The organism is Pseudosulfitobacter pseudonitzschiae, assembly GCF_002222635.1.
GTDB classification, from domain to species: Bacteria; Pseudomonadota; Alphaproteobacteria; order Rhodobacterales; family Rhodobacteraceae; genus Pseudosulfitobacter; species Pseudosulfitobacter pseudonitzschiae_A.
In genome coordinates, this window is sequence record NZ_CP022415.1 from 40,927 (window position 1) to 63,524 (window position 22,598).

A 22,598-nucleotide genomic window follows, 5' to 3' on the forward strand; every position below is an offset into this window, starting at 1 on the left:
GTCGCCGCAATGACCGAACTTTCACGTCGCTTTTTCCTGACCCGCTCGGCGGTTCTGGGTTGTTCGCTGGCGGCCAGCCCGTTGCTGACGCCGGTTACATTTGCCGCAGCACCTTGGGACACGCGGTTGATCGTCATTATCCTGCGCGGGGCGATGGACGGGTTGGACGCGGTCCAACCCTATGGCGATCCGAATTACGCAGGCCTGCGCAGCAGCCTTGCAGGCGGGCCGCAGAACGGGGCTTTGGATCTGGACGGGTTCTTTTCACTGCACCCCGCTTTGGGTGCGTTGGCCCCCATGTGGAAGGCTGGCGAGCTTGGCTTTGCCCATGCTGTCAGCACGCCCTACCGCGACAAACGCAGCCATTTCGACGGGCAGGACGTGCTTGAAGCGGGCACCGACACCTTGCAGGGTGGCGTGCGTGACGGTTGGCTGAACCGGATGCTGCAAGAGGTGCCGGGGGTCAAGGCCGACACCGCCTATGCCATCGGCGCGGGCGAGATGCCGATTCTCAAGGGCAAAGCACCGGTGGCAAACTGGGCCCCCGAGGCAACGCTGAGCTTGAGTCCGCAGGCGGAACGCTTGCTTGGGATAATCTCGGAAAGCGATCCGGCGATGCACGCGGCATTGGCCGAAGCTGCGCTTTTGTCGGCGATGGATACACCGTCGATGTCGAGCAACATGACCCGCGACATGCAAAATAACCGCATGGGTGGCCAGCATCTGAAAATCGCGGAGTTCGCCGCCAAACGCCTGCGCGAGGATGCGCGGGTGGCGTCGTTCTCGCTGAACGGTTGGGACACGCACCGCTTTCAGGAACGCGGCCTGAAGGCTGCCTTGGGTGAACTGGCTGATACGCTGGTGTACCTCAAACAAGAACTGACCGGCCCTGTCTGGAAGAAAACCGCCATCGTCGCGATGACCGAATTTGGCCGCACGGCCCGCGAGAACGGCACAAAGGGCACCGATCACGGGACCGGCGGGCTGATGGTGATGGCGGGTGGCGCGATCCGCGGCGGCAAGGTTTATGGTGATTGGCCGGGGCTGGATACGTCCGATCTGTACGAAGGTCGTGACTTGCTGCCCACCCGCGATGTGCGGGCGCATGCGGCGTGGATCATGCAGGCGATGACAGGTCTGGATCAATCGGCGCTGGAACGTGTGATCTTTCCCGGCCTCGATATGGGCAGCAATCCCGGCATCGTTTTGTAAGGGGCTAAATCCGCTTGGCGACAAGCTGTGATCCGCCTATAGAATCGGGGTATGAACACACGATCTTCAGACAGCCCGCAATTCGGCGCACCGGTTCCCGACTGGACGCCTCCTCCGACTCCCGAAGGGGTGTTGATGACAGGGCGCTATGCGGCTTTGGAGCCGTTGAATGCGGACAAACACGCGGCCCTGTTGTTTCGTGCCTATGAGGGTGAGGATCAGGTTTGGGATTACCTGCCTTATGGGCCGTTTTCATCGTCGGCGCAGTATCATCGGTGGGTGCACAGTGTAGCAGGTCAACGCGATCCGGTTTTCTTTGCCGTGCGCAATCTGGAAACCGGCCATTTTGACGGTGTTCTTAGTCTGTTGCGCATTGACCCTGCGGCGGGGTCAATCGAAGTGGGTCACATCAACTTTTCGCCTGCGCTTCAGCGCACGCCTGTGGCAACCGAGGCCTTGTTTCTCACGATCAAATGGGCGTTTGAGGCGGGGTATCGGCGGTTCGAATGGAAATGCGATGCGTTGAACGTGCCGTCACGGCGCGCGGGGCAACGGCTGGGTCTGAGTTTCGAGGGCGTATTTCGTCAGGCGACTGTCTACAAGGGGCGTAATCGTGACACGGCGTGGTTTGCCGCGATTGATAAGGAATGGCCTGCGTTGAAGGAGGCGTTTCGCGTCTGGCTTGATCCGTCGAATTTCGACCAAGAGGGTCATCAGATTGAACGCTTGTCCGATCTGACAGACCTTGTTCGTGTGAACAGCGACCCCACACTCTAGCCGGCCATTCATATCGCCATACGGTGGGTCATACGGTCGTGTACCAATCCTGCCAGTATCGCCGTCTCTGACATCGCTGGCTGACCTGCCGCGCGTTTTTGCGCGAGGGCTTCTGCGGCCTGTTGCAACGGTCCGTCTTTGGCACTGCGCGCGACGCCAGAGAGAAACTGTGCCACATAGTCCAGCGTGCGGTCGTCGTTGCGGTCTTCCAGAACGTCGGCCACGTGCGCCATATCGTCCTGAAAGGCGATGGGGTCGGGCTGTACTTCTTCCATCGAAATGCGGCGAGGGCCATCGGGGCGGCGGTCTGCGGGCAGAAGTGACAGGATTTTGCTTTGGAAGACGCCCAGCGAAGTGATCGGCTTGTCGAAAAAGCCGTCTGCACCGGCGTCCATCGCAGCTGTTTTGCCATAGTTGTCGCCCGATGTGCCAATGATCACATCGGGTCGCGGGATCGCGGCCACAAGGTCTTCGATCAGATCGATGCCGTTGCCATCCGGCAAGCCAAGGTCGATGATCACAACTGTCGGGCGGTAAACTTGCAGGTGTCGCCGTGCAGCGCGCAGGCTGTCGGCGCGCCGGATGCGCGCCCCGCTTCGCAAACACAGCAGGCGCAGCGCCTCGCAGGCAAAGCGGCTGTCTTCGACTGCCAGAACAGTTAGCCCCAGCAAGGGGCGCGCTGACGTGGGCACAGGCATATGGGGTTTGAATGGGTCGATATCGTCCATGTCCGCGATCCCTCTGATTGTGATTCTGACGCTAGCGCGTCGTACCTAACAGGGCGTTAACGCTCTCCCTGCGGCGGTGCGTCCCTTGCACCCCATTCCCAAGCTGCGCATAACAGCACCAACATCTAACCGGAGATTTGACCATGATCGGACGCCTCAACCACGTTGCCATCGCCGTGCCGGACCTGGAGGCGGCTTCGGAGCAATACCGAAGCGCGCTGGGTGCCAAAGTCGGCGCTCCGCAGGACGAACCCGACCACGGGGTGACCGTGGTTTTTATCGAACTGCCCAATACCAAAATCGAATTGCTGTACCCATTGGGAGAAAACAGCCCAATTCAGGGGTTTCTGGACAAGAACCCATCGGGTGGCATTCATCATGTCTGCTACGAAGTCGATGACATCATCGCCGCGCGTGATCACCTCAAGGCCAGCGGCCTGCGGGTGCTGGGTGACGGAGAACCAAAGATCGGCGCACATGGCAAGCCGGTGATCTTTTTGCATCCCAAGGACATGAACGGCACGCTGACAGAACTTGAGCAAGTCTGATGGGAATTACATCAGCCATCGTTCTGTTTGCCGTGATCTGGTTCATGACTTTTCTGATCGTATTACCGATCCGGGTGCAAACCCAAGGGGATATGGGTGAGATCGTGCCCGGCACGCATGCCGGTGCGCCCGAGGTCCATAACCTCAAAAAGAAGGCGTGGATCACCACCGGTTTGGCAGTGGTGATCTGGGCCATCGTCGCGGGGATCATCCTGTCGGGCGTGATCAGTTTGCGCGATATTGACTGGTTCGACCGGATGGGCCCGCCATCTGCAACCGATGGAACAAATGGGTAAAGGTTGCGGCGCCCAGAATAGGGATCAGCAGGTTCACCAGCGGCACTGACAGCGGAATAGCCATCAGGAAGCCTGCGAAAAAGATGGTCATGCGGTGCTGGCTGCGCAGCACACGCGCCTGTTCGCGCCCGACCCGGCGCATGGCGGCCAATGTGAAATATTCACGGCCCAACAGAAACCCGTTCAGCGCCCAGAACACCAAGGGTGTCAGAAAAGGCATCAGCATCAGCGTCAGGATCACATAGACGATGATCGCCAAAAGGTTGGCGCCGATCAACACGCCCAGAAAGTTCACGGTATCGCGCACCGCATCGCCAAAGGGCACGTTGATGGCGGGGGGCAGGTTGGGATAATGCTCATCCTCGACCGCTTGGGCCACCTCGTCGAGAAACATCGACGTGATGGCAGAGGCCACAGGCACCATCAAGAACACCGACAGCACCAGCATCAAAAACACCGAGCCCCAGCTTAGAATGTCATCCAGCCATGTGATTTCGCCCACAATCGGGGCATCGACGCTGTCGGCGGTCAGCGCATCAATCAGCCAGACCAGTCCGGTGGTAAAGGCCACCAGCAGTGCGATGGTCAAAACGACGCCCAGCAATAGAACCCGCCGAAAGCGCGGATCGCCGATTTGGCCCAAGGCAGCAAAGAACGATGCGAAAATCATTCTGACAACCATGTGGTTTTGGCGGCAATATCAGGGCGTGGCCGGTCGGGCGGGGCGCTGGTTTCGGTGCCGACGTGGATCAGGCCCGCGATGCGTTCGTTGTCTTTCAGACCAAAGGCTTCTTGCATGAACACGCGGTCATGGCTGGGCCATCCTGACAGCCAGTTGGCGCCCCAGCCCGCAGCCAGTGCCGCGTTCAGCAGCGACAGGCAGACAGCGCCAGCGGAATAGGTCTGTTCCAGCGGCGGGATATTTGGCGACGGGACATGGACCTCGATCACGGCGATTGCCAGATGGCCCATGTCGAACTGGCTGCGGCCCTTTTCGACCTGTTCGTCGTCCAGCCCCAGCACCTTGCCCCGGGTTCCGGCCAGATCGGCCAGGCGTGGCATCGCAGCCTTTTCGATCACGATAAACCGCCACGGTTCAAGCTTGCCATGATCAGGCGTGCGCGCGGCTGCGGTCAGGATTTGCTCCAGTGCGGTGCGGTCTGGCACGGGCATGGCCAGCGTCTTGGCCGGGCGGCTGCGGCGCGATAGCAGGAAATTCAGGGCGGCGTGATCAGTTTCAGGCATATGTTACGTTCTTTTACATTGGGTCTGTTTGCATGTCGTCATTGCTGGCCACGACGTCAAGGGGCAAGGCCACGTTGCAGGCAGTAACTTACAAGGCCAGCTCCTTCGCCATACGGTCGATTTCACCGATCAGAAATGCGTCAAGGCGTTCGCCGGGTTGCCTGCTGATAAAGGTCTGACCAAAGGGGTCGGCAGCAACGATGTCACTGCCTGACAACGCCTCGACTGCGGCGTGGGCGCAGAAGGGCACATAGGCCTCGGAATAGCCACCCTCGTGAACCAGCACCAGTTTCCCGTCGCACAGCTCTGCGGCAAGGTTTTTGATCTTCAGTGTCATCTGGCGATAGGTGTCGGCAGTCGCCAGCATCCGCGCCAGAGGATCGACCGCCGAGGCATCGTAGCCGCAGGCGATGATAATGATGTCAGGCGCAAAGTCGCGGATCGCAGGGACGGCCACGTGGTCCATCGCGTGCAGATAGGCGGTGTGGCCCGCGCCCGCAGGCAGTGGCAGGTTGATGTTATAGCCGGTCCCGGCACCTTTGCCACGGTCGGCCAGTGCGCCAGTGTCCAGCGGATAGTTACCCTCTTGGTGGAACGAGATCGTCAGCACGTCGTCGCGGTCATAGAAAATCGCCTCGGTGCCATTGCCGTGATGAACGTCCCAATCCAGCACGGCCACGCGACCTATCAGCCCTTTTGCTTTGGCGGCTTCGATGGCGATGGCGATGTTGGCCATCAGGCAAAAGCCGTTCGGAAAGTCGGGCAGACAGTGGTGTCCGGGCGGACGGCTGAGCGCATAGGCGTTCTGCACGTTTCCGGTCAGTACGGCATCAACGGCTGCAATCGAGAGGCCCGCCGACAGCGCCGCCAGTTCATAACCGCCACGGGCAAACGGAACGCGCAGGCCCAGTTCGCCGCCGCCGTTGTCGGACATCTGTTTGAACGTATCCAGATAGTTTTTCGGGTGAACGCGCAGCAGGTCTTCGGTGGTGGCTTCGGGTGCGGTGCGCACGTCCATTTCGCGCATCAGGCCGGTGACATTCATCAGGTTCACCAGCCGCCGCTTGGTTTCGGGGCTTTCGGGCAGACCACCGGCGGCCATCGGTTGCACCAAACCCCCGATGGGCAGCGTAAAGGCATAGTTGCCCCCCGCGTGCCACATGCTGCGTTCGTCCCAGAAAAATCCTGTGGTCATGAGCTGTCTCCTATCTTGGCGCAAAGTGGCCGAGACAGGGGCGATTGTCGATGCCGCCGTGCAGAAAATACGTCTCAGACGGCTTCGGCCAGCAGGGCGTGAACATCAAGCGGGCTGTTGACCATTTTCAACTGCCCGTCGGCGTCACGCGGCCAGTCGGCAGGATCGCGGTCACGGTAAAGCTCGACGCCGTTGCCATCAGGGTCACGCAGATAGACCGCCTCGGACACGCCATGATCCGCCGCACCGTCCAGCGCGATGCCCGCATCCACGACACGTTGCAGCGCGGCGCCAAGGCTGGCGCGGTCGGGAAACAGGAAGGCCGAATGATACAGTCCCGGCGCACGCTGCGGGGCAGGGCCTGCACCCTTCGAATGCCAGGTGTTCAGGCCGATATGGTGGTGATAATCCCCTGCGGCCAGAAACGCAGCTTCGGCCCCATAGCGCTGTGTCACGCTAAAGCCGAGAACATCACCATAGAAGCTGATCGCGCGGTCAAGATCGGACACTTTGAGGTGAATATGACCGACGCGAGTGTCGGCGGGAACTTTACCGGGCATGGGTGCCTCCTGAAACATGGGTTGACCTGAAGATAGCGCGCAGTGCTTGCGCACAAAAGGTCACGGCGCGCGCAGTGTCGGTGCACAAATGCGCAAAGGGCGGATGCTGTTGCACCCGCCTTTTGTTCGTATCGCAGTCGTGACAGGCGGCTCAGGCGCCGACCAGCCCGACAATCTCATAGGTTTTCTTAAGGATCGGAACGGTGATCTCGCGGGCCTGCGCGGCGCCACGTGCCAGAACGCGGTCAATCTCGGTGGTGTCGTTTAGCAGCCGCGCCATCTCGGTCGAGATCGGCGACAGCTTGGCCACGGCCAGATCGGCCAGCATCGGTTTGAATTCACCGAACTGCTTGCCGCCAACCTCGGCCAGCACCTGATCGACGCTCTGGTTAGTGAAGGCGGCATAGATGTTGACCAGATTGCGTGCCTCGGGGCGGTCTTCCAGCCCCTTTGCCTCGGATGGCAGGGCGTCGGGATCGGTCTTGGCCTTGCGGATCTTCTTGGCGATAGTGTCGGCGTCGTCCGTCAAGTTGATGCGGCTGGCGTCCGAAGGGTCCGATTTCGACATCTTCTTTGAGCCGTCGCGCAAGGACATGACGCGCGTTGCGGCACCTTCGATCACCGGCTCGGTCATCGGGAAGAAATCAACGCCATAGTCGTGGTTGAACTTGGCCGCGACGTCGCGCGTCAGTTCGATATGCTGTTTCTGGTCTTCGCCCACAGGCACATGCGTCGCGTGATAGACCAGAATATCGGCGGCCATCAGTGCGGGGTAGGCGAACAGGCCCAGCGAGGCCTTTTCGGCATTCTTGCCGGCCTTGTCCTTCCATTGCGTCATGCGCTGCATCCAGCCCATGCGGGCCACGGTGTTGAATATCCACGCCAGTTGCGCGTGCTCGGGCACGGCGGACTGGTTGAACAGGATCGATTTTTCCGGATCGACGCCCGAGGCGATAAATCCTGCTGCCAGCTCGCGCGTGTTATGGCGCAATTTGTCAGGATCCTGCCAGACAGTGATCGCGTGCAGATCGACCATGCAGTAGATGCATTCGCGGCCTTCATCCTGCATCTCCGAGAACCGCTTGAGCGCCCCCAGATAGTTGCCAAGCGTCAATCCGCCCGACGGCTGGATGCCGGAGAACACGCGTGGCGTGAATTGCGATGCAGGAGCGTCAGTCATTTGGGTTCCCCTCTGGGCATTCGTGCGTGGCTGGCTTACCCATGCGCCAAAGTCCCGTCAAGGAGAGCCACCGATGAACCCCGACATGCAGCCCCCAGTGAACCCGTTGCCGCCCGTTGTCTGGGCCCTGTTCGCCGCGATCGTTGGCGTCGAGGCTGTGCTGTCTCTGGCGGCGGCGGGCATGGTCGGCGGACCAAGTGCCGTGGGCTGGAGGCTGGCCGCACTGCGCGACTACGGATTTTCCGGTGTGGCGTTCGACTGGATGGTGGCGAACGGGATTTTCCCCTGGGAGCACCTGTTGCGCTTTGTCACCTATCCCTTTGTGAATGGTGGTTTCGCGGGAACTTTGTTTGCCGGTGTGATCCTGCTAGCACTGGGCAAGCTGGTGGGCGAGGTTATGGGGCAACTGGCGGTGGCCATCGTGTTCTTTTTCTCGGCGATCTTCGGGGCGGTGGTTTACGGGTTGGTGACAGATGCACCGTGGTTGATCGGCGCGTTTCCGGCGGTGTATGGGCTGATCGGGGCCTATACGTTCCTGATGTGGCAGCGGCTGGCGGGTACGGGGGCGCAGCAGCTTCAGGCGTTTTCGCTGATCGGTGTGCTGATGGGGCTGCAACTGCTGTTCGGCATGTTCTTTGAAGTGGGGGTGGCATGGGTTGCCGAATTGGCCGGATTTTTCTGCGGCTTTGCGCTGTCGCTGGTCGTGGTGCCGGGCGGCTGGGCGCGCCTGCGCGAAATGATCCAGCGCCGCTGACGTCATTCAGGGGCTTCTGCCCCCGCGCCTTGCGGCGCGCCCCCGGAGTTTATCTGGAAAGATGAAGGGGGCTATCGTGTTTTGCGTTTGGTGGCACGCTTGAAGTCCGAGAGTTTGAACGCGCCGATCAGGTGGCCTGTGCCAAAGTAGCTGACGACACCGGCTGCGATTAGAAACGCCAGCGCGATATAGCGCAGGCCGGCGGTTCCAAGAGCCACTGACAGGGACAGCGACACGATCCACAGACAGATGCCCATCACGCCCGATGCCAGGATGATCCGCCAGATGCGTTTGCGAAAGCGGTCGTCAAAGCGGGCGACGTCACCCATCGGGCGGGTGCCCTGGCGCAGCATCAGGACCATCGCCCAACCCGCGACGGTGGTGGCGATGGCCGGGGCGATCCAGCCAAGGACGGGTGCAAGGCCAACAGCGAGTACAGCGTTTACCACCATCGTCCACACTGCATAGCGAAACGGGCTGCGGGTGTCCGAACGGGCGAAGTAAAGCGGTTGCAGGAATTTCTGGATCACAAATGCGGGCAATCCCAAGCCATAAATCGCGACGGCCACAGCAATGGCTGCCACATCGTCTGGGCCAGTGGCGCCGCGCTCGAACATTACCGAGGTCAGCGGCAGCGGGATCACTATCAGCGCTACGGCCGACGGAATGGTCAGCGCCAGCGAAATCTCGGCAGCACGGCTCAGCGCATTGCGCGCGCCTTGGTCGTCGCGGGCCTTGAGCCGGCGCGACAAGTCGGGCAGCAGCACGATGCCCACCGCGATACCCACCACACCAAGCGGCAGTTGGTAAAGCCGGTCCGCCGCAAACAGCCAGCTGACAGCATTATCGAATTGCGAGGCCACGACCTGACCCACCACCAGATTGACTTGCATCACACCGGTGGCCAGTGCCGCAGGCACCGCGACGATCAGCATCTGGCGCATGTCGGGGGTCCAGCGCGGCATGCCGAACTTTAACGCAAAGCCTGCGCGGGCGGCCGCGGTCCATGTCAGCGCCAGTTGCGCGATGCCTGCCAGCGGGATGGTGTAGATCAGCCAGACGACCACTTCGCCGCTTAGTTGATTGGCGGCCACCATCGCAATGATGACAAAGATATTCAGCAATACGGGGGCGGCGGCCGCGGCAGCAAACCGGCCTGTGGCGTTCAGTACACCCGAAAACATCGCGGACAGCGACATGAAGAAGATATACGGAAACGTAATACGCCCAAAGCCCACCGTCAGCTCAAACCGCTGCGCATCAAATCCACCTGCCGTGGCCCAGACCAGCGCGGGCATGAACACCAGCGCCAGCGCCGTCAGCGCCAGTGTCGCCAGCATCAACCCGTTCAGCGCATCAGTGGCAAATCGGCGGGGATCATCGTCGCCCTCAAGTTTGGCCGAGAACATCGGGACGAAGGCCGCGTTGAACGCTCCTTCGGCAAAGAAACGGCGGAACATGTTGGGCAGCCGGAAGGCGGCGACAAAGGCGTCCATCATTGGCCCCGGCCCGATCAGTGACAGGATCAGGATTTCGCGCGCAAAGCCGAGGATACGTGACATCAGCGTCCAGAAACCTACGGTCAGAAAGCCGGACATAAGACGGATGGGTTTCAAGTGCAGGCCTTTCTGGTGCGGTCTTGATCAGGGCCTAGCGGGTCAGACGGGTGCGTGACAAGGGGCCTCATACAGCGGTGACACCGTGCTGTGCAGTTGTGGCGTGCGCGTGCGGCAGTTTTTGCGCAGTTTACCGCGCACTCTGTCCAGCTGTGCATAAATGCGTCGCTACGGTGTCATTGTTGCCTGTGGCGAGACATAAAAGGGGAAAACTTGAGTTTGGTTGCCAGATGGTTTTGATGGTTGGAAAGACTTATCAAAGGAAGCTTCATGCCAGACATCACCACTGCCAATCTGCTCGGGGATATGACCGCGTGGCGGCACGAGTTTCATGCAAATCCGGAACTTGGTTTTGCCGAGACGCGGACCGCCGCGCGGGTGGCAGAGTTGCTGGAAAGCTTCGGACTCGAGGTGCATCGCGGTGTCGGGCACACTGGCGTGATCGGCGTGCTACAGCGGGGCAACGGCACCCGCGCGGTGGGTTTGCGTGCGGATATGGATGCGCTGCCCATCAGCGAGACCACAGGTGCCGCCTATGCCAGCCGCACAGCTGGAGTGATGCACGCCTGTGGCCACGACGGGCATATGGCGATGCTGTTGGGGGCAGCTAAACATCTGGCAGCGCACGGGCAGTTCAATGGCCGCGTGGTGTTCATTTTCCAGCCCTGCGAAGAGCATGGCCAAGGCGCGCAGGCGATGATCACTGACGGGTTATTCGAGCGGTTCGCGGTGGATCAGGTCTTTGCCATCCACAACATGCCGGGGTTGGCCACGGGGCATCTGGAGACGCGGGTCGGGCCGATGACCGCATCCGAAGCACTATTCGAGATCGGGATACGCGCGCGGGGCGGCCATGCTGCCCTGCCGCATTTGGGTGTGGACGCCATTGTCGTAGGCGCGCAGATCGTGGCCGCGTTGCAGATGATTGTTTCACGCAAGCTGGATCCGGCCCAAAATGGAGTTGTTTCAATCACCGAATTCATCGCCGACGGCGGGCGCAATGTCCTGCCGGGGAGTGCGATCCTCAAGGGTGACGCGCGCGCGCTGTCGCCTGACACCAACACCATGATCGAAGCGCGGATGCGCGAACTGGTTGCAGGCACCTGTAACGCACATGATGTCACGGGCGAGGTCGGCTACGAAACAATCTTTGCTCCCACGATCAACGATGCCGAGGCTGTGGCCGCTGTGGCCCGTGCAGGTAATGTGGCGTTGGGTGCCGGCAATGTCGATACGGCCTGTTTTCCAAAGCTCTTCTCGGAAGACTTTGCCCATATGGCGATAGCCCGTCCGGGGTGTTTTCTGTTGATGGGCAACGGCACCAAGGGCGCTCATGGTCTTCCGCTTCATGCGTCCGGTTATGATTTCAACGATGCGGGGCTGGTGCCCGGCGCGGATGTGTGGGTGAATCTGGTACACGACAGCCTCGCCGCGACCTGACGCGAGTTGCCGGTGACCGTCATCACCGACTTCGAGCCGGGTGTAGATTATCTGGCGCTCAAAACGTGGCCGGGCACGGCACTGGATGTGAGGGTCATTTCGGTTCGGGTGCTTGACGACGCCACCGGGTCCGACGTGTTGATTGGTGACACTGCCGTCGCCCGCATGATCGGGGGGCAGGGGCTGACGGTGGCGGACATCAACGTGGACAGATAAGGGTTCACCGCAGTAAGGACCGCCTGGCTCTGCCTTTTGATCAATCCTCGGCCCGTTGCGCCCCTTCGACGATTGCGGCCCGCAGCCGTTTTTCCAGCGTCTTTTGCTTGCTCGGCGTGTAGTATTTCAGCCCGAACATATCCTTCACATAGAAGGTATCGACACATTGTTCGCCATAGGTTGCGATGACCGCATTGGCCACATAGACGTTCGACGCCGCCAGCGTGCGGGCCAGATCGTGTAGCAGGCCGGGGCGGTCGCGGGTGTCTACTTCGATGATCGTGTAGATTTCTGATCCGTCGTTGTCGAAGGTGATGTGGGTCGGCACACGGAAGACCTTTTCGCGCTTTTTGACCTTGTCGCGGTCCACCATCGCCTCGCGCGGGACAACCTCGCCGTGCAGCGTGCGTTCGATCATCTTGCGCAGACGGGGCAGGCGGCTGGCATCATAGGGCGTGTCGTCTGAATCCTGTATCCAGAAGGCATCGGTCACATAACCGTCCTTGGTGGTATAGCTGCGCGCGTCGACCACGTTGGCACCCACCAGCGCGAGAGCGCCGGCAAGCCGTGCAAAAATGCCTGGATGGTCCTGCATCACGAAACAGACGCGAGTGGCGTCGCGATCCTCGTCAGGGTGCAGGTCGATGCGAATCTCATCATCGCCGATACCGCGCAGCAAGTGGGCAAAAACCACGTGGGCGGTCTGGTGTAGTCCCTGCCAATAAGGTTCGTAATGGCGGCCCGTTTCGGTCTGCACATCCTTGCGTGGCCAGTTGGCAAGCGCCGCGCGCAGCGCTTTCTTGGCCTCGACCCCCCGGTTCTCGCGGTTCAGCGCTTCCATGCCGTCTTCCAGCGCAGTGCGGGTCTGACGGTAGAGCGCGCGGATCAATACCGCTTTCCAGTTGTTCCAAGTGCTGGGACCGACGCCGCGAATGTCACAGACGGTCAGCACACACAATAGGTCCAGCCGCTCGACGGTGCGCACGGCCTTGGCAAAGTCGCGCACCGTGCGCGGGTCGGCAATGTCGCGTTTCTGCGCCATGTCGGACATCAGCAAATGGTAGCGCACCAGCCATTCAACGGTGTCCACCTCGTCGGGCTTCAGGCCCAGACGCGGCCCGACCTTGCGGGCGATCTGGGCGCCAAGGATCGAATGGTCTTCCTCGCGGCCTTTGCCGATGTCGTGCAGCAGCAGCGCCACATACAGAACCCGCCTGTTCACCCCTGCTTTCAGGATCGACGTTGCCACCGGCAGATCCTCGACCAGATCACCGTTCTCGATCTCGCTCAGGCTCATGATGGTCTGGATGATGTGTTCGTCGACGGTGTAGGAGTGATACATATTGAATTGCATCATCGCCACGATGGGCTGGAATTCGGGGATAAAGGCCGCCAGAACACCCAGTTCGTTCATTCGTCGCAGCGCTCGTTCGGGATTGCCGTGTTTCAGCAGAAGGTCCAGAAAGATGCGCTGGGCTTCGGGCGCGTTGCGCATGGTGTCGTCGATCAGCCTGAGGTTCGATTTCACCAGTCGCATGGCGTCGGGGTGAATCAACATGCCAGTGCGCATCGCCTCTTCGAACAGGCGCAGGATGTTCAGTGGATCAGCCAGAAACGCGACATCGTCGATGATGGCGATGCGATTGTGGATTACCTCGTAACCGGATTTGATCTTGCGACGGCGGCCCAGCAGGCGTTCCAGCAGCGGCTCGGCCTTGAGGTGCACAGCCTCCAGTCCGGTCAGGAAGATGCGGGTCAGATCACCCACTTCGGTGGCATGCAGGAAATAGGCCTGCATAAACACCTCGACGGCGCGGCGGCCTGCCTTGTCCTCATAGCCCATCGCTTCGGCCACTTGCACCTGCATGTCAAAAGTCAGCTGTTCGGTGGGCCGACCGGTTAGCAGGTGCAGATGGCAGCGCACGGCCCACAGGAAACTTTCGGCGGCGGCAAAGCTGGCGAATTCATCTTCGGTAAAGACCCCCAGCGGCACCAGATCGGCGCTGTCATGCACGCCGTGAATGTATTTTGCGATCCAGAACAGGGACTGCAAATCGCGCAGACCGCCTTTGCCTTCTTTCACGTTCGGCTCGACCACATAACGTTGGCCCTGACGTTTGTGACGCTCGTCCCGCTCGTGCAGCTTGGCCTCGACAAAGTCGCGGGCAGTGCCTGAAAACAGCTCGTCCCACAGGCGTTTATCCAGCGCCTCGGCCAGTTCAAGGTCGCCGCCGATAAACCGGTGCTCAAGCATGGCGGTGCGGATGGTAAAATCTTCACGGCCCAGACGGATGCAATCTTTGACGGTGCGCGAGGAATGACCAACCTTCAGGCGCAAATCCCACAGGATGTACAACATGGTTTCGATTACGTTCTCGGCCCATGCGGTGATCTTGTAAGGCGTCAGAAACAGCAGATCGACGTCCGAAAACGGTGCCATCTCGCCACGACCATAGCCGCCGACAGCGATCAGCGACAGCCGCTCGCCCGCCGTGGGCGAGACATTGGGATGGATCACTTGCGTGGCCAGTGTCATCGTCGCTTCGACCAGCTGGTCGGTCAGATAGGTATAGGCCGCCGTCGTGGCCCGCGCGGCAAAGGGGCGTTGCGAAAAGGCGGCGGCGATGGCAGCCCGGCCCTGTTTTTGCGCCTGTTGCAGCCATGCGACCATCTGGTTTCGCACGTCCATCGGCGCAGCATCGTTTTGCCGTGCCTTGATCAGGGCCGAAGAAAAGGCAGCGGCATCAAAGATTTCCTCTGGCGGACAGATTGTCTCGACCGCCAGAGGTGCAAGCTGGTGTGTGTCTTGCATTTGGTATCAGAATCCGGCGCCGCCAAAGGATTGCGGTGCGGCGTCGATCACAACGACCTGATTGTTGCGGATCGTGGCGATCGCCAGACCACGGTCGTTTGTGCCGTCAGCGCGCAGGCGGAAAATACCCGAAGCACCCTGGAAACCGGCACCTTGTGTCAGTGCCGCGCCGGTCAATGCATTTGACCGGCCCTTAGCAACCAACGCGCCAACAGCGGCGATTCCGTCAAAACCCAGACCTGCAACAGGGTGCGGTGCACTGCCGTAAGCGGCCTCGTATTTTGAACGGAAGGCAGCGCTGCGCGCCGGATCGGGAACGGCGAACCAGCCGCCTTGCAGGCCGGGCAGCGACAGCGTGGGTGACGGAATATCCCAGCGCGTCAGGCCGATGTATTGCGTGACCGTGGGCTGGATGCCTGCCTCGGGCAGCAATTGCGCCAGCAGGGGCAGGGCAGATGCCGTGGACGAGGTCATGAAAACTGCATCGGCTCCGGTGCTGTCCATTGTTGCTTTGATGCGCGGTACGGCATCAATCACGCCTTGTTGCGACAGCGGATAGTCTACTGCGCCGGCCAGTGTGCCGCCACTGTTGGCGATGGCATTCTGGATGGCAGTGCGACCCAACTGGCCTGCCACGTCTTGCGCGCTGACCACGACAATGCGCGATTTGCCCTGACGGGTCGCATAGCTGACCAATCGGTCAGCCGTGGTCTGGAAGGTTGGCCCAAGCACAAAGACGTTGCCGCCCGCGATGGTGGTGTTGTTGGAAAAGGCCAGCACGTTCACACCGGCACCGGCCACAGCGACACCTGCCGCGTTGGCAGCTTCCGCATAAAGCGGGCCGATGATGATCTTGGCGCCGTCGTTCACCGCTTGGGCGGCAACACTGGAGGCGGTGGCGGCATTGCCTGCCGTGGCATAGACCCGCAGATCAATCGCCACACCTGTCAGATCGCGCATTGCCAGACGGGCGGCGTTTTCCAGACTGGTCGCCAGCAAATTGTCTGAGTCAGAGCCACCGCGTGGCACCAAAAGTGCCACCGGAACAGGCTTTGATGTGTCAACAGAGGGGCCACCACCGCTGATGCCCCCCATCATCACCGGTTCACAAGCGGCAAGCGCCAGTGCAAAAAGCGACAGTGTCAGCAGGCGCAATGCCTTGCGGGCAGGTTGTAAAAACGCGAACATGGTCCTGAGAACTCCCTCGGGTCTGGGCGGCACATTGGCCACCTTGATTTTGCGAAGATCATAGAGGTCACGAAAGGCGGGTCCAGCGTTGAATTTTCAAAAGGTTTCCTTACCGCCCGGCATCCACCTTGTCGGCGTCCCGATCGGCACGGCCCGTGACATCACATTGCGGGCGCTTGATGTGCTGGCGTCCGCCGATGTGCTGGCTGCCGAGGACACCCGCAGCCTGCGACGGCTGATGGATATCCACGGCGTGCCACTGGACGGGCGGCACATCCATACGCTGCATGACCACAGTGCAGCAAAGGTGGTCGCGCAACTGCTGGCCCGCGTGACCGGGGGCGGGTCTGTGGCCTATGCATCCGAGGCAGGAATGCCACTGATCGCCGATCCGGGATTCGAACTGATCCGCGCGGCGCGCACAGCGGGTGCGCCTGTGCATTGCGCGCCCGGCCCGAGTGCTGTGGTGACCGCTTTGGCGGTCGGCGGATTGCCGACAGATGCGTTTCTTTTCGGCGGTTTTCTGCACAATACCAAGTCTGCACGGCGCACAGCGCTGGAGGGTTGGGGCAATGTGCAGGCCACGTTGGTGTTTTACGAATCACCCAAGCGGCTGGCTGCGATGCTGGCGGATGCCGCTGATGTGCTGGGAGGGGAGCGTCAGGCCGCCGTGTGTCGGGAACTGACCAAGAAATTCGAGGAAGTGCGCAGTGGAACGCTGGCCGAACTGGCCGAATACTACGCGGATGCTTCGGTGAAAGGCGAAATCGTTGTGTTGATTGATCGCCGTTTAGAGAAAATTAGGGAAGATGACGTTGAATCGGACCTGATCGAAGCATTGGGGCAAATGTCGATGCGCGATGCGGTGGACGCCGTGTCGGCGGCACATGGCGCGCCCCGTCGCAAAGTGTACCAACTGGCGCTGTCCCTGCCCAAGGGCAACGATTCATCCTGAAGGGCGGAATGGAATACTGAGGGGCGGTATGAAACAGTTGGCATTTGAATTTTCACCGTCAACGGCTGTCGCGGCACATGCTTCTGCCGTTGTTACGGTGCCGCATGCCTCCGACAGAAAACGTTCGCGTGGTGAGATGGCCTATCATGCGGGTATTGCCGCCGAGGACCGGATTTCCACCGATTATGAACGGCGGGGATTTCCCATCGTGCAGCGACGCTGGCGTGGCAAAAAAGGTGAAATCGACCTTATCGCGCAGGATGGTGACGGGCTGGTTTTTATCGAGGTCAAACACAGCAAGACATTCGACCGCGCTGCTGCCCGCCTGAGTGCAGCGCAAATGCGGCGCATCTATGCTGCTGCCGAAGAATACCTTGGGCATATGCCGCGCGGCAGCCTGACCGAAGTGCGTTTTGATGTGGCATTGGTGAACGGTCAGGGCGAAACGCGGATCATAGAAAACGCTTTTGGGTTGGACTGACCCATTGCGCCTCGGGCGTGGCTGATCCATCAAGGAATCTCAGCAACGCGAGGTGCCGCGATGAAGATCGCCTTTCAGATGGACCCGATCAGGGACGTGAATATCAACGCAGACAGCAGCTTTCGGCTGGCCGAAGAGGCGCAGGCGCGAGGGCATTCGCTGTTTTTCTACACGCCGGACCATCTGGCCTATCAAGAGGGGCGCATCACCGCGCTGGGGCAGGATTTTTCCGTGCAACGTGTGCAGGGGGACCATGCGCAACTGGGCGAGATGCGCGAAGTTGATCTGTCGGAGTTTGACGTCGTCTGGCTGCGTCAAGACCCGCCCTTTGACATGCACTACATCACGTCGACCCATTTGTTGGACCGGCTTAAAGAAACCACGTTGGTGGTGAACGATCCATTCTGGGTGCGCAACTTTCCTGAGAAACTGCTGGTTCTGGATTTCCCGCAACTGACCCCGCCCACTACGATTGCGCGCGATCTGGGCACCATCAAAGCGTTCAAGGCCAAGCACGGCGACGTTATTCTCAAGCCGCTTTACGGCAATGGCGGGGCTGGCGTGTTTCGGCTGGACGAGAACGACCGCAACCTCAGCAGCTTGCACGAATTGTTCACCGGTTTCAGCCGCGAGCCTTTGATTGTTCAGAAGTTTCTGCCAGCAGTCAGCAAGGGCGACAAGCGGGTCATTCTGGTGGACGGGGTCGGCGTGGGTGCAATCAACCGCGTGCCTGCCAAGGGGGAAACGCGGTCGAATATGCATGTGGGCGGGCGGCCTGAAAAGGTTGGCCTGACCGACCGCGACCTTGAGATATGTGCGGCCATCGGCCCATTGCTCAAAGAACGGGGGCAGGTTTTTGTCGGTATTGATGTGATCGGCGATTATCTGACGGAAATTAACGTGACATCGCCCACCGGCATTCAGGAACTGGAACGGTTCGACGGCGTCAATATTGCCGCCAAAATCTGGGAGGCGATCGAGGCCAAGCGCGCGTGAGTTGGCAGCGTATTGCGCTGAACCGCTGGCTGCGTTTGCTGGAAAAGCCGCGTCTTGCCCACGCTGCGACGCATGGGGCCATGCGCAACCGGTTGGAACGCAACGCGCGTTTTTTCTTTCACGGTCGGCGCGACGTGGCGCAGGAATGGCGTGATCTGGGTGAGGGCGAAGCGCTGTGGCTAGAGCCTTCGGGCGCGGAAAATGACCGTGTTTTGCTCTACTTTCACGGAGGGGCCTATATCTTTGGCAGTCCGCGCACCCATGCGGCGATGGTCTCGGTTTTGGCAAAGGCGGCGTGCGCGCGCGCGGTGTTGCCAGTCTATCCGCTTGCGCCAGAGCATCCCTTCCCCGCAGCCGTAGAGCGCGCCGAAGACGCCTATCATGCACTGCTGGCTTCGGGTGTTCCGGCGGGGAACATCGTGATGGGAGGCGACAGCGCCGGCGGTGGTCTGGTTCTGGCGCTGTTGGCGCGACTGATTGATGCTGGCGCTGATTTGCCTGCAGGTGTTTTTGCCTTGTCGCCGCTGACGGACCTTACGTTTTCGGGCGCCAGCATACAGGTGAACGCGGAGTGTGACGTGATGCTGCCTGCCGGTCGCGTTACAGAGTTGGCGGACCGCTATCTGGCAGGCGCGCGCGCCACCGACCCGCAGGCCAGCCCACTGTTTGCTGACTTCAAAGGTGCGCCGCCTGTGTGGATCACTGTGGGGGACACTGAAATCCTGCTGGACGATACGCGTCGGATCGTACCGCGCATGAAAGCACAGGGTGTGGCGGTACAGATGAACATTGCCCACGATCTGCCGCATGTCTGGCCGATGTTCCACAACACCCTGCCCGAGGCGCGGACGACGTTGAACAATCTGGCCCGATGGATCACGAGCCGATGGATTGAGGCACGCGGTAGCTGACCGCTTCGGCAACGTGGCGGTGGCACACATCTGGTGATCCGTCCAGATCCGCGATGGTGCGCGAGACGCGCAACACGCGGTGATAGCCGCGGGCCGACAGGGCAAACCGTTCTGCGACGCGGCTGAGCAGGGCGCTGCCTTTGGCATCGGGGGTTGCGATTTGTTTAAGAATTTCACCTTCGGCATCGGCGTTCGAGCGCATGTCGGCACGCCCCTCGAACCGTGCAATCTGGATGTCGCGGGCGGCTTGAACCCGCAGTGCAATTTGTGCGGATGTCTCGCCCGATGCGGGAAGGTCCAGATCGGTGTAGCGCACGGGCGGGACATCGACGCGCAGGTCAAAGCGGTCCATCAGCGGGCCGGAAATGCGGCCCATGTAATCCTCGCCGCATGTCGGTACGCGGGCGCAGGCACGGTCGGGATCGGTCAGATAGCCGCATTTGCAGGGGTTGGCGGCGGCCACCAGCATAAAGGCGCAAGGATATTTAACGTGGGCATTGGCACGGGCGATCATCACCTCGCCGGTTTCGATGGGCTGGCGCAGGGTTTCCAGAACGGTGCGGGGAAATTCGGGAAATTCATCCATAAAGAGCACGCCGTTGTGCGCCAGTGATACTTCGCCAGGTTTTGCATTGCGACCGCCGCCGATGATTGCGGCCATTGACGCCGTGTGGTGCGGTTCTCGGAACGGGCGCGCGCGGGAAATGCCGCCTGCGTCAAGCAGACCGGCAAGAGAGTGGATCATCGAGGTTTCAAGTGCTTCGGTGGGGGTCAGCGGTGGCAGGATACCTGACAGGCGTGCCGCCAGCATGGATTTTCCCGATCCGGGCGTGCCCACCAGTATCAGATGGTGCCGCCCTGCAGCGGCGATTTCCAGCGCACGTTTGGCGCGTTCCTGCCCTTTGACGTCGCGCATGTCTTTCAGGGGGGCGTCGGGTGTGACTTCTCCGGGAAGGCTGGGCTCAATCAGCGATTGGCCGGTGAAGTGGCGTACAGCCGCGCCAAGATCGGGCGCGGCGATCACCTTGGTGGCGGACACCCATGCCGCTTCGGCACCCGAGGCCGCAGGGCAGAGCAGCGTGCGGTTGTCGGTCGCTGCTGCCATAGCGGCGGGCAATGCTCCGATGACGGGGACAAGCGTACCATCAAGGGACAATTCCCCCAAGGCCACGACACCCTCGGCGGTGTCCTTGGGGATGATGTCCAGTGCCGCGAGCAGCGCCAATGCAATGGGAAGGTCGAAATGTGAGCCTTCCTTGGGCAGGTCGGCGGGGGACAGGTTGATAGTGATCCGGCGCGAGGGGAGGGCGATGGCCATCGCGCCAAGTGCTGCACGGACGCGGTCGCGGGCTTCCGAGACCGCTTTGTCCGGCAGGCCCACGATGGCAAAGGCAGGCAGGCCCGGCGACAGGGCGCATTGCACCTCGACGGAGCGGGCCTCGACCCCTTGGAATGCCACGGTGTAGGCGCGTGCGACCATTTTGACCCTCTGCGATATGGTTAATCGGTAGAGGCTGGGCGTTTACGAATGGTTAATACGCACAAGGGTCACCGGCGAATGCGTCTGAGGCGGCGTTGGAATTTGGATATATAAAGCCAAAAGAAGGGTGAAGCCGGTTATGCGGGCCACTCTGCGGTCGGGGTGCCCATGTCATAGGGGAAGGGGTCGTAGGTTACTTTCAGCCCTTCGGCCCGCCATGCCTGAAAGGCAGGGTCGGCAAGAGTGGTGCCGCAGTAGGCGCGGGCGGCGTCCGAAACCGGCAAGTCATAGCCTGTTATGCGGGCGCACACCGGGGCGTAAAAGGCATCGGCAAGGCTGTAGGCGCCGAAGAGCCATGGCCCTTCGATGGCAAAGCTGCGGGCGTGGGTCCACAAGGCTTCGATCCGTGCCAGATCGGCGCGCGTTTGGTCGGAGGGTTGGAAGCCCTTGTTGACGTGTTGCAGTTGCATCGGACAGGCGCTGCGCAGCGCGCTGAAGCCCGCAGCCATTTCAGCGCAAAGCATCCGGGCGGTGGCGCGGGCGGCGGCATCTTTGGGCCACAGTCCCGCTTCAGGATGCCGTTCAGCCAGAGTTTCGGCGATCGCCATGCTCTCACCGACGACCGTGCCGTCGGGCAGTTGCAGCGCCGGAACCAGACGCGCTGGTGCCAGATGGGCCATGTCAGCGGCCATGGTGCCAGCGTAGAGACCGACAAGGTGGGTGCGATAGGGCAGGCCGAATTTCTCGAGCATCAGCCAGCCGCGCAAGGACCAGCTCGAAAACGTGCGGTCAGCTATATATAGGTCATATGTCATAGCGTGGATGTTAGACGTGGTAACCGGCTGCGGTAAAACGCTGTTTTGTGGGGGTATCCATCACACAAGGTGATTGAGCAGCGGCACGGGTGAAGCGGCCAGCGGTCCGTCGATACGTGTCACCGACAGGTTGTCGATTTTGTGGGCAAGTGCCTGCTTTGGAGTCCAACCCATCGCCGCCTGCACCTGTGTCAGGATCACCCCGATGTGTGCAACGGCAATGATATGCTGTGCGGGATGCTGCGCGCTGATCCGGCGTACGGCGGTGGCAACACGGGCGGCGGCCATGTTCCAGCTTTCACCCCCGGGCGGCAGGATGTCGCCCGGATATTCCCAATAGGCGCGGCTAAGGTCGGGGTAGGCATCGCTGACGCGGGTGAAATGCCAGTTGTCCCATGCGCCCAAGTGGAATTCGCGCAGCATCGGGTCGGACCGCAAGCGGGTGCGCCCGCCTGCGATCGCATCAGCCGTGTCGTGTGCGCGGATGAGGTCGGAGGAGATCACCAGAGCATCATCAGGTAGAAATGCCTGCACCCGTTCAATCCGGGCGGTGTCGGACAGATCGGCGGGGACGTCGCGCCAGCCGACAAAGGTTTTTTGGTGGGTCGGGCCATGCCGCACCCAGTGCCATGTGGTCATAGTGCGCCTTTCAGGACGTTGGGCAGACCCGCAACCACCTGAATCGCGGTATCGGCATGTGCGGCCAGTGTGATGTTCAGCCTGCCTTGGGCCTCGCGGAACGCGCGGGTGTCGGCGTCAGCGGGTACAATCCCTTGGCCAAGTTCGTTGGACACGATCACCACGGGCGCTGGGCAGCCTGCCAGCGCTTGCAGCAGTTCCGACTGCGCCTGTGCCAGATCGGTGCCGTCCATCACGTGGTTCGTCAGCCACATCGTCGCGCAGTCGATCAAGACGGCCTCGCCCTTGTGGCGATCCGACAGCACAGGTGCCAGATCATGCGTTGCCTCGAAGTTGGCCCAGACGGATGTGCGCCGGTTTTGGTGGACCTGTACCCGTTTTTTTATTTCGGCGTCCCAGACGCGCGCCGTGGCCAGATAGACAGGCGTTAACGCACTGTTAATTATTATATTTTCAGCAAACACGGATTTTCCAGAGGCAGCCCCACCTAAAACGAATGTCATCGAAGGCAACATATTTTTCACCTTTGGAGTGAACCAAACCCTGTGCTGATG

At 60.9% G+C, this 22,598-nt stretch carries 24 protein-coding genes; 11 read left to right on the forward strand and 13 right to left on the reverse strand.

Annotation, left to right across the window (positions count from 1 at the left end):
- Positions 1 to 9 precede the first annotated feature (9 nt).
- Together SULPSESMR1_RS00175 and SULPSESMR1_RS00180 are read left to right on the forward strand one after the other, a co-directional pair.
- Positions 10 to 1,212 (forward strand): DUF1501 domain-containing protein, encoded by a 1,203-nt coding sequence (locus tag SULPSESMR1_RS00175; RefSeq protein ID WP_089419009.1) that lies wholly within the window; start codon positions 10 to 12, stop codon positions 1,210 to 1,212.
- Positions 1,213 to 1,263: 51 nt separating this feature from the next.
- Entirely contained in the window at positions 1,264 to 1,989 is a 726-nt protein-coding gene (locus SULPSESMR1_RS00180) for a GNAT family N-acetyltransferase (protein WP_089419010.1), read from the forward strand.
- An 8-nt stretch (positions 1,990 to 1,997) separates the two neighbouring features.
- On the opposite strand, the gene SULPSESMR1_RS00185 is transcribed toward SULPSESMR1_RS00180, so the two are convergent.
- Positions 1,998 to 2,717, reverse strand: coding sequence for a response regulator (locus tag SULPSESMR1_RS00185; RefSeq protein WP_089419011.1), 720 nt, complete (start codon positions 2,715 to 2,717; stop codon positions 1,998 to 2,000).
- Between the two features lie 143 nt (positions 2,718 to 2,860).
- Between SULPSESMR1_RS00185 and mce the strand changes: the two genes are divergently transcribed.
- Complete coding sequence (mce, locus tag SULPSESMR1_RS00190) at positions 2,861 to 3,265, forward strand: methylmalonyl-CoA epimerase (RefSeq protein WP_089419012.1); 405 nt, start codon at positions 2,861 to 2,863, stop codon at positions 3,263 to 3,265.
- A complete protein-coding gene (locus SULPSESMR1_RS00195) occupies positions 3,265 to 3,561 on the forward strand; it encodes a DUF1467 family protein (RefSeq protein ID WP_089419013.1) in 297 nt (98 codons plus the stop codon). Before mce ends, SULPSESMR1_RS00195 begins: the two co-directional genes overlap by 1 nt.
- Here the strand turns inward: SULPSESMR1_RS00195 and SULPSESMR1_RS00200 are convergent.
- The 5 genes from SULPSESMR1_RS00200 to trpS all read right to left on the reverse strand — a co-directional run bounded on the left by SULPSESMR1_RS00200 (position 3,491) and on the right by trpS (position 7,741).
- Positions 3,491 to 4,231, reverse strand: coding sequence for an EI24 domain-containing protein (locus SULPSESMR1_RS00200; RefSeq protein WP_089419014.1), 741 nt, complete (start codon positions 4,229 to 4,231; stop codon positions 3,491 to 3,493). The two genes, SULPSESMR1_RS00195 and SULPSESMR1_RS00200, sit on opposite strands and share 71 nt — an antisense overlap.
- Complete coding sequence (locus tag SULPSESMR1_RS00205) at positions 4,228 to 4,806, reverse strand: nitroreductase family protein (protein ID WP_089419015.1); 579 nt, start codon at positions 4,804 to 4,806, stop codon at positions 4,228 to 4,230. The genes SULPSESMR1_RS00200 and SULPSESMR1_RS00205 overlap by 4 nt, the downstream gene beginning before the upstream one ends.
- 88 nt (positions 4,807 to 4,894) lie before the next feature.
- On the reverse strand, positions 4,895 to 6,001 hold the full coding sequence (locus tag SULPSESMR1_RS00210; RefSeq protein WP_089419016.1) for a class II histone deacetylase: 1,107 nt from the start codon (positions 5,999 to 6,001) through the stop codon (positions 4,895 to 4,897).
- Between the two features lie 74 nt (positions 6,002 to 6,075).
- Complete coding sequence (locus SULPSESMR1_RS00215; RefSeq protein ID WP_089419017.1) at positions 6,076 to 6,561, reverse strand: VOC family protein; 486 nt, start codon at positions 6,559 to 6,561, stop codon at positions 6,076 to 6,078.
- Positions 6,562 to 6,712: 151 nt separating this feature from the next.
- Positions 6,713 to 7,741 carry a tryptophan--tRNA ligase gene (gene trpS, locus SULPSESMR1_RS00220; RefSeq protein WP_089419018.1) on the reverse strand — a complete coding sequence of 343 codons (1,029 nt, stop codon included), beginning with the start codon at positions 7,739 to 7,741 and terminating at the stop codon, positions 6,713 to 6,715.
- 73 nt (positions 7,742 to 7,814) lie between these two features.
- On the opposite strand from trpS, the gene SULPSESMR1_RS00225 reads away from it, so the two are divergent.
- The gene (locus SULPSESMR1_RS00225) at positions 7,815 to 8,495 is read left to right on the forward strand and encodes a rhomboid family intramembrane serine protease (RefSeq protein ID WP_089419019.1); all 681 of its coding nucleotides are present in this window, start codon (positions 7,815 to 7,817) and stop codon (positions 8,493 to 8,495) included.
- Positions 8,496 to 8,566: 71 nt separating this feature from the next.
- Here SULPSESMR1_RS00225 and murJ read toward each other — a convergent pair whose 3' ends face one another.
- Positions 8,567 to 10,111, reverse strand: coding sequence for a murein biosynthesis integral membrane protein MurJ (gene murJ, locus SULPSESMR1_RS00230; protein WP_089419020.1), 1,545 nt, complete (start codon positions 10,109 to 10,111; stop codon positions 8,567 to 8,569).
- A gap of 270 nt (positions 10,112 to 10,381) precedes the next feature.
- Here murJ and SULPSESMR1_RS00235 point away from each other — a divergent pair, with 270 nt between their 5' ends.
- Both SULPSESMR1_RS00235 and SULPSESMR1_RS00240 read left to right on the forward strand, forming a co-directional pair.
- The gene (locus SULPSESMR1_RS00235; protein WP_089419021.1) at positions 10,382 to 11,551 is read left to right on the forward strand and encodes a M20 aminoacylase family protein; all 1,170 of its coding nucleotides are present in this window, start codon (positions 10,382 to 10,384) and stop codon (positions 11,549 to 11,551) included.
- Between the two features lie 12 nt (positions 11,552 to 11,563).
- Positions 11,564 to 11,767 (forward strand): hypothetical protein, encoded by a 204-nt coding sequence (locus SULPSESMR1_RS00240; RefSeq protein WP_157728934.1) that lies wholly within the window; start codon positions 11,564 to 11,566, stop codon positions 11,765 to 11,767.
- A 40-nt stretch (positions 11,768 to 11,807) separates the two neighbouring features.
- Here the strand turns inward: SULPSESMR1_RS00240 and SULPSESMR1_RS00245 are convergent, their stop codons facing one another.
- Positions 11,808 to 14,579 carry a [protein-PII] uridylyltransferase gene (locus tag SULPSESMR1_RS00245; RefSeq protein WP_089419023.1) on the reverse strand — a complete coding sequence of 924 codons (2,772 nt, stop codon included), beginning with the start codon at positions 14,577 to 14,579 and terminating at the stop codon, positions 11,808 to 11,810.
- 6 nt (positions 14,580 to 14,585) lie between these two features.
- Entirely contained in the window at positions 14,586 to 15,767 is a 1,182-nt protein-coding gene (locus SULPSESMR1_RS00250) for a penicillin-binding protein activator (RefSeq protein ID WP_089419024.1), read from the reverse strand.
- An 88-nt stretch (positions 15,768 to 15,855) separates the two neighbouring features.
- Between SULPSESMR1_RS00250 and rsmI the strand changes: the two genes are divergently transcribed.
- From rsmI to SULPSESMR1_RS00270, 4 genes are read left to right on the forward strand one after another with little or no spacing between them, the layout of a single operon-like run.
- Positions 15,856 to 16,722, forward strand: a complete 867-nt coding sequence (gene rsmI / locus SULPSESMR1_RS00255) for a 16S rRNA (cytidine(1402)-2'-O)-methyltransferase (protein WP_089419025.1) — start codon at positions 15,856 to 15,858, stop codon at positions 16,720 to 16,722.
- Between the two features lie 28 nt (positions 16,723 to 16,750).
- Positions 16,751 to 17,203 carry a YraN family protein gene (locus SULPSESMR1_RS00260; RefSeq protein ID WP_089419026.1) on the forward strand — a complete coding sequence of 151 codons (453 nt, stop codon included), beginning with the start codon at positions 16,751 to 16,753 and terminating at the stop codon, positions 17,201 to 17,203.
- A 60-nt stretch (positions 17,204 to 17,263) separates the two neighbouring features.
- Positions 17,264 to 18,199: a glutathione synthase gene (gshB, locus tag SULPSESMR1_RS00265; RefSeq protein ID WP_089419027.1), complete on the forward strand. Its 936-nt coding sequence runs from the start codon at positions 17,264 to 17,266 to the stop codon at positions 18,197 to 18,199.
- Positions 18,196 to 19,110 carry an alpha/beta hydrolase gene (locus tag SULPSESMR1_RS00270; protein WP_240311442.1) on the forward strand — a complete coding sequence of 305 codons (915 nt, stop codon included), beginning with the start codon at positions 18,196 to 18,198 and terminating at the stop codon, positions 19,108 to 19,110. Before gshB ends, SULPSESMR1_RS00270 begins: the two co-directional genes overlap by 4 nt.
- Here SULPSESMR1_RS00270 and SULPSESMR1_RS00275 read toward each other — a convergent pair.
- The 4 genes from SULPSESMR1_RS00275 to cobU form a co-directional block, all read right to left on the reverse strand.
- Entirely contained in the window at positions 19,076 to 20,590 is a 1,515-nt protein-coding gene (locus SULPSESMR1_RS00275) for a YifB family Mg chelatase-like AAA ATPase (RefSeq protein ID WP_089419028.1), read from the reverse strand. The two genes, SULPSESMR1_RS00270 and SULPSESMR1_RS00275, sit on opposite strands and share 35 nt — an antisense overlap.
- A gap of 137 nt (positions 20,591 to 20,727) precedes the next feature.
- Positions 20,728 to 21,405, reverse strand: coding sequence for a glutathione S-transferase (locus SULPSESMR1_RS00280; RefSeq protein WP_089419029.1), 678 nt, complete (start codon positions 21,403 to 21,405; stop codon positions 20,728 to 20,730).
- 60 nt (positions 21,406 to 21,465) lie between these two features.
- Positions 21,466 to 22,044, reverse strand: coding sequence for a histidine phosphatase family protein (locus tag SULPSESMR1_RS00285; protein ID WP_089419030.1), 579 nt, complete (start codon positions 22,042 to 22,044; stop codon positions 21,466 to 21,468).
- Positions 22,041 to 22,547 carry a bifunctional adenosylcobinamide kinase/adenosylcobinamide-phosphate guanylyltransferase gene (cobU, locus tag SULPSESMR1_RS00290; protein WP_250161462.1) on the reverse strand — a complete coding sequence of 169 codons (507 nt, stop codon included), beginning with the start codon at positions 22,545 to 22,547 and terminating at the stop codon, positions 22,041 to 22,043. Before cobU ends, SULPSESMR1_RS00285 begins: the two co-directional genes overlap by 4 nt.
- Positions 22,548 to 22,598: the final 51 nt, after the last annotated feature.

Excerpts from the sequence above, each read along its gene's own strand:
- SULPSESMR1_RS00175 (WP_089419009.1), top strand. The coding sequence starts at position 10 with ATGACCGAACTTTCACGTCGCTTTTTCCTGACCCGCTCGGCGGTTCTG.
- SULPSESMR1_RS00180 (WP_089419010.1), top strand. The coding sequence starts at position 1,264 with ATGAACACACGATCTTCAGACAGCCCGCAATTCGGCGCACCGGTTCCC.
- SULPSESMR1_RS00185 (WP_089419011.1), bottom strand. The coding sequence starts at position 2,717 with ATGGACGATATCGACCCATTCAAACCCCATATGCCTGTGCCCACGTCA.
- mce (WP_089419012.1), top strand. The coding sequence starts at position 2,861 with ATGATCGGACGCCTCAACCACGTTGCCATCGCCGTGCCGGACCTGGAG.
- SULPSESMR1_RS00195 (WP_089419013.1), top strand. The coding sequence starts at position 3,265 with ATGGGAATTACATCAGCCATCGTTCTGTTTGCCGTGATCTGGTTCATG.
- SULPSESMR1_RS00200 (WP_089419014.1), bottom strand. The coding sequence starts at position 4,231 with ATGATTTTCGCATCGTTCTTTGCTGCCTTGGGCCAAATCGGCGATCCG.
- SULPSESMR1_RS00205 (WP_089419015.1), bottom strand. The coding sequence starts at position 4,806 with ATGCCTGAAACTGATCACGCCGCCCTGAATTTCCTGCTATCGCGCCGC.
- SULPSESMR1_RS00210 (WP_089419016.1), bottom strand. The coding sequence starts at position 6,001 with ATGACCACAGGATTTTTCTGGGACGAACGCAGCATGTGGCACGCGGGG.
- SULPSESMR1_RS00215 (WP_089419017.1), bottom strand. The coding sequence starts at position 6,561 with ATGCCCGGTAAAGTTCCCGCCGACACTCGCGTCGGTCATATTCACCTC.
- trpS (WP_089419018.1), bottom strand. The coding sequence starts at position 7,741 with ATGACTGACGCTCCTGCATCGCAATTCACGCCACGCGTGTTCTCCGGC.
- SULPSESMR1_RS00225 (WP_089419019.1), top strand. The coding sequence starts at position 7,815 with ATGAACCCCGACATGCAGCCCCCAGTGAACCCGTTGCCGCCCGTTGTC.
- SULPSESMR1_RS00235 (WP_089419021.1), top strand. The coding sequence starts at position 10,382 with ATGCCAGACATCACCACTGCCAATCTGCTCGGGGATATGACCGCGTGG.
- SULPSESMR1_RS00245 (WP_089419023.1), bottom strand. The coding sequence starts at position 14,579 with ATGCAAGACACACACCAGCTTGCACCTCTGGCGGTCGAGACAATCTGT.
- SULPSESMR1_RS00250 (WP_089419024.1), bottom strand. The coding sequence starts at position 15,767 with ATGTTCGCGTTTTTACAACCTGCCCGCAAGGCATTGCGCCTGCTGACA.
- SULPSESMR1_RS00260 (WP_089419026.1), top strand. The coding sequence starts at position 16,751 with ATGAAACAGTTGGCATTTGAATTTTCACCGTCAACGGCTGTCGCGGCA.
- gshB (WP_089419027.1), top strand. The coding sequence starts at position 17,264 with ATGAAGATCGCCTTTCAGATGGACCCGATCAGGGACGTGAATATCAAC.
- SULPSESMR1_RS00275 (WP_089419028.1), bottom strand. The coding sequence starts at position 20,590 with ATGGTCGCACGCGCCTACACCGTGGCATTCCAAGGGGTCGAGGCCCGC.
- SULPSESMR1_RS00280 (WP_089419029.1), bottom strand. The coding sequence starts at position 21,405 with ATGACATATGACCTATATATAGCTGACCGCACGTTTTCGAGCTGGTCC.
- SULPSESMR1_RS00285 (WP_089419030.1), bottom strand. The coding sequence starts at position 22,044 with ATGACCACATGGCACTGGGTGCGGCATGGCCCGACCCACCAAAAAACC.
- cobU (WP_250161462.1), bottom strand. The coding sequence starts at position 22,547 with ATGACATTCGTTTTAGGTGGGGCTGCCTCTGGAAAATCCGTGTTTGCT.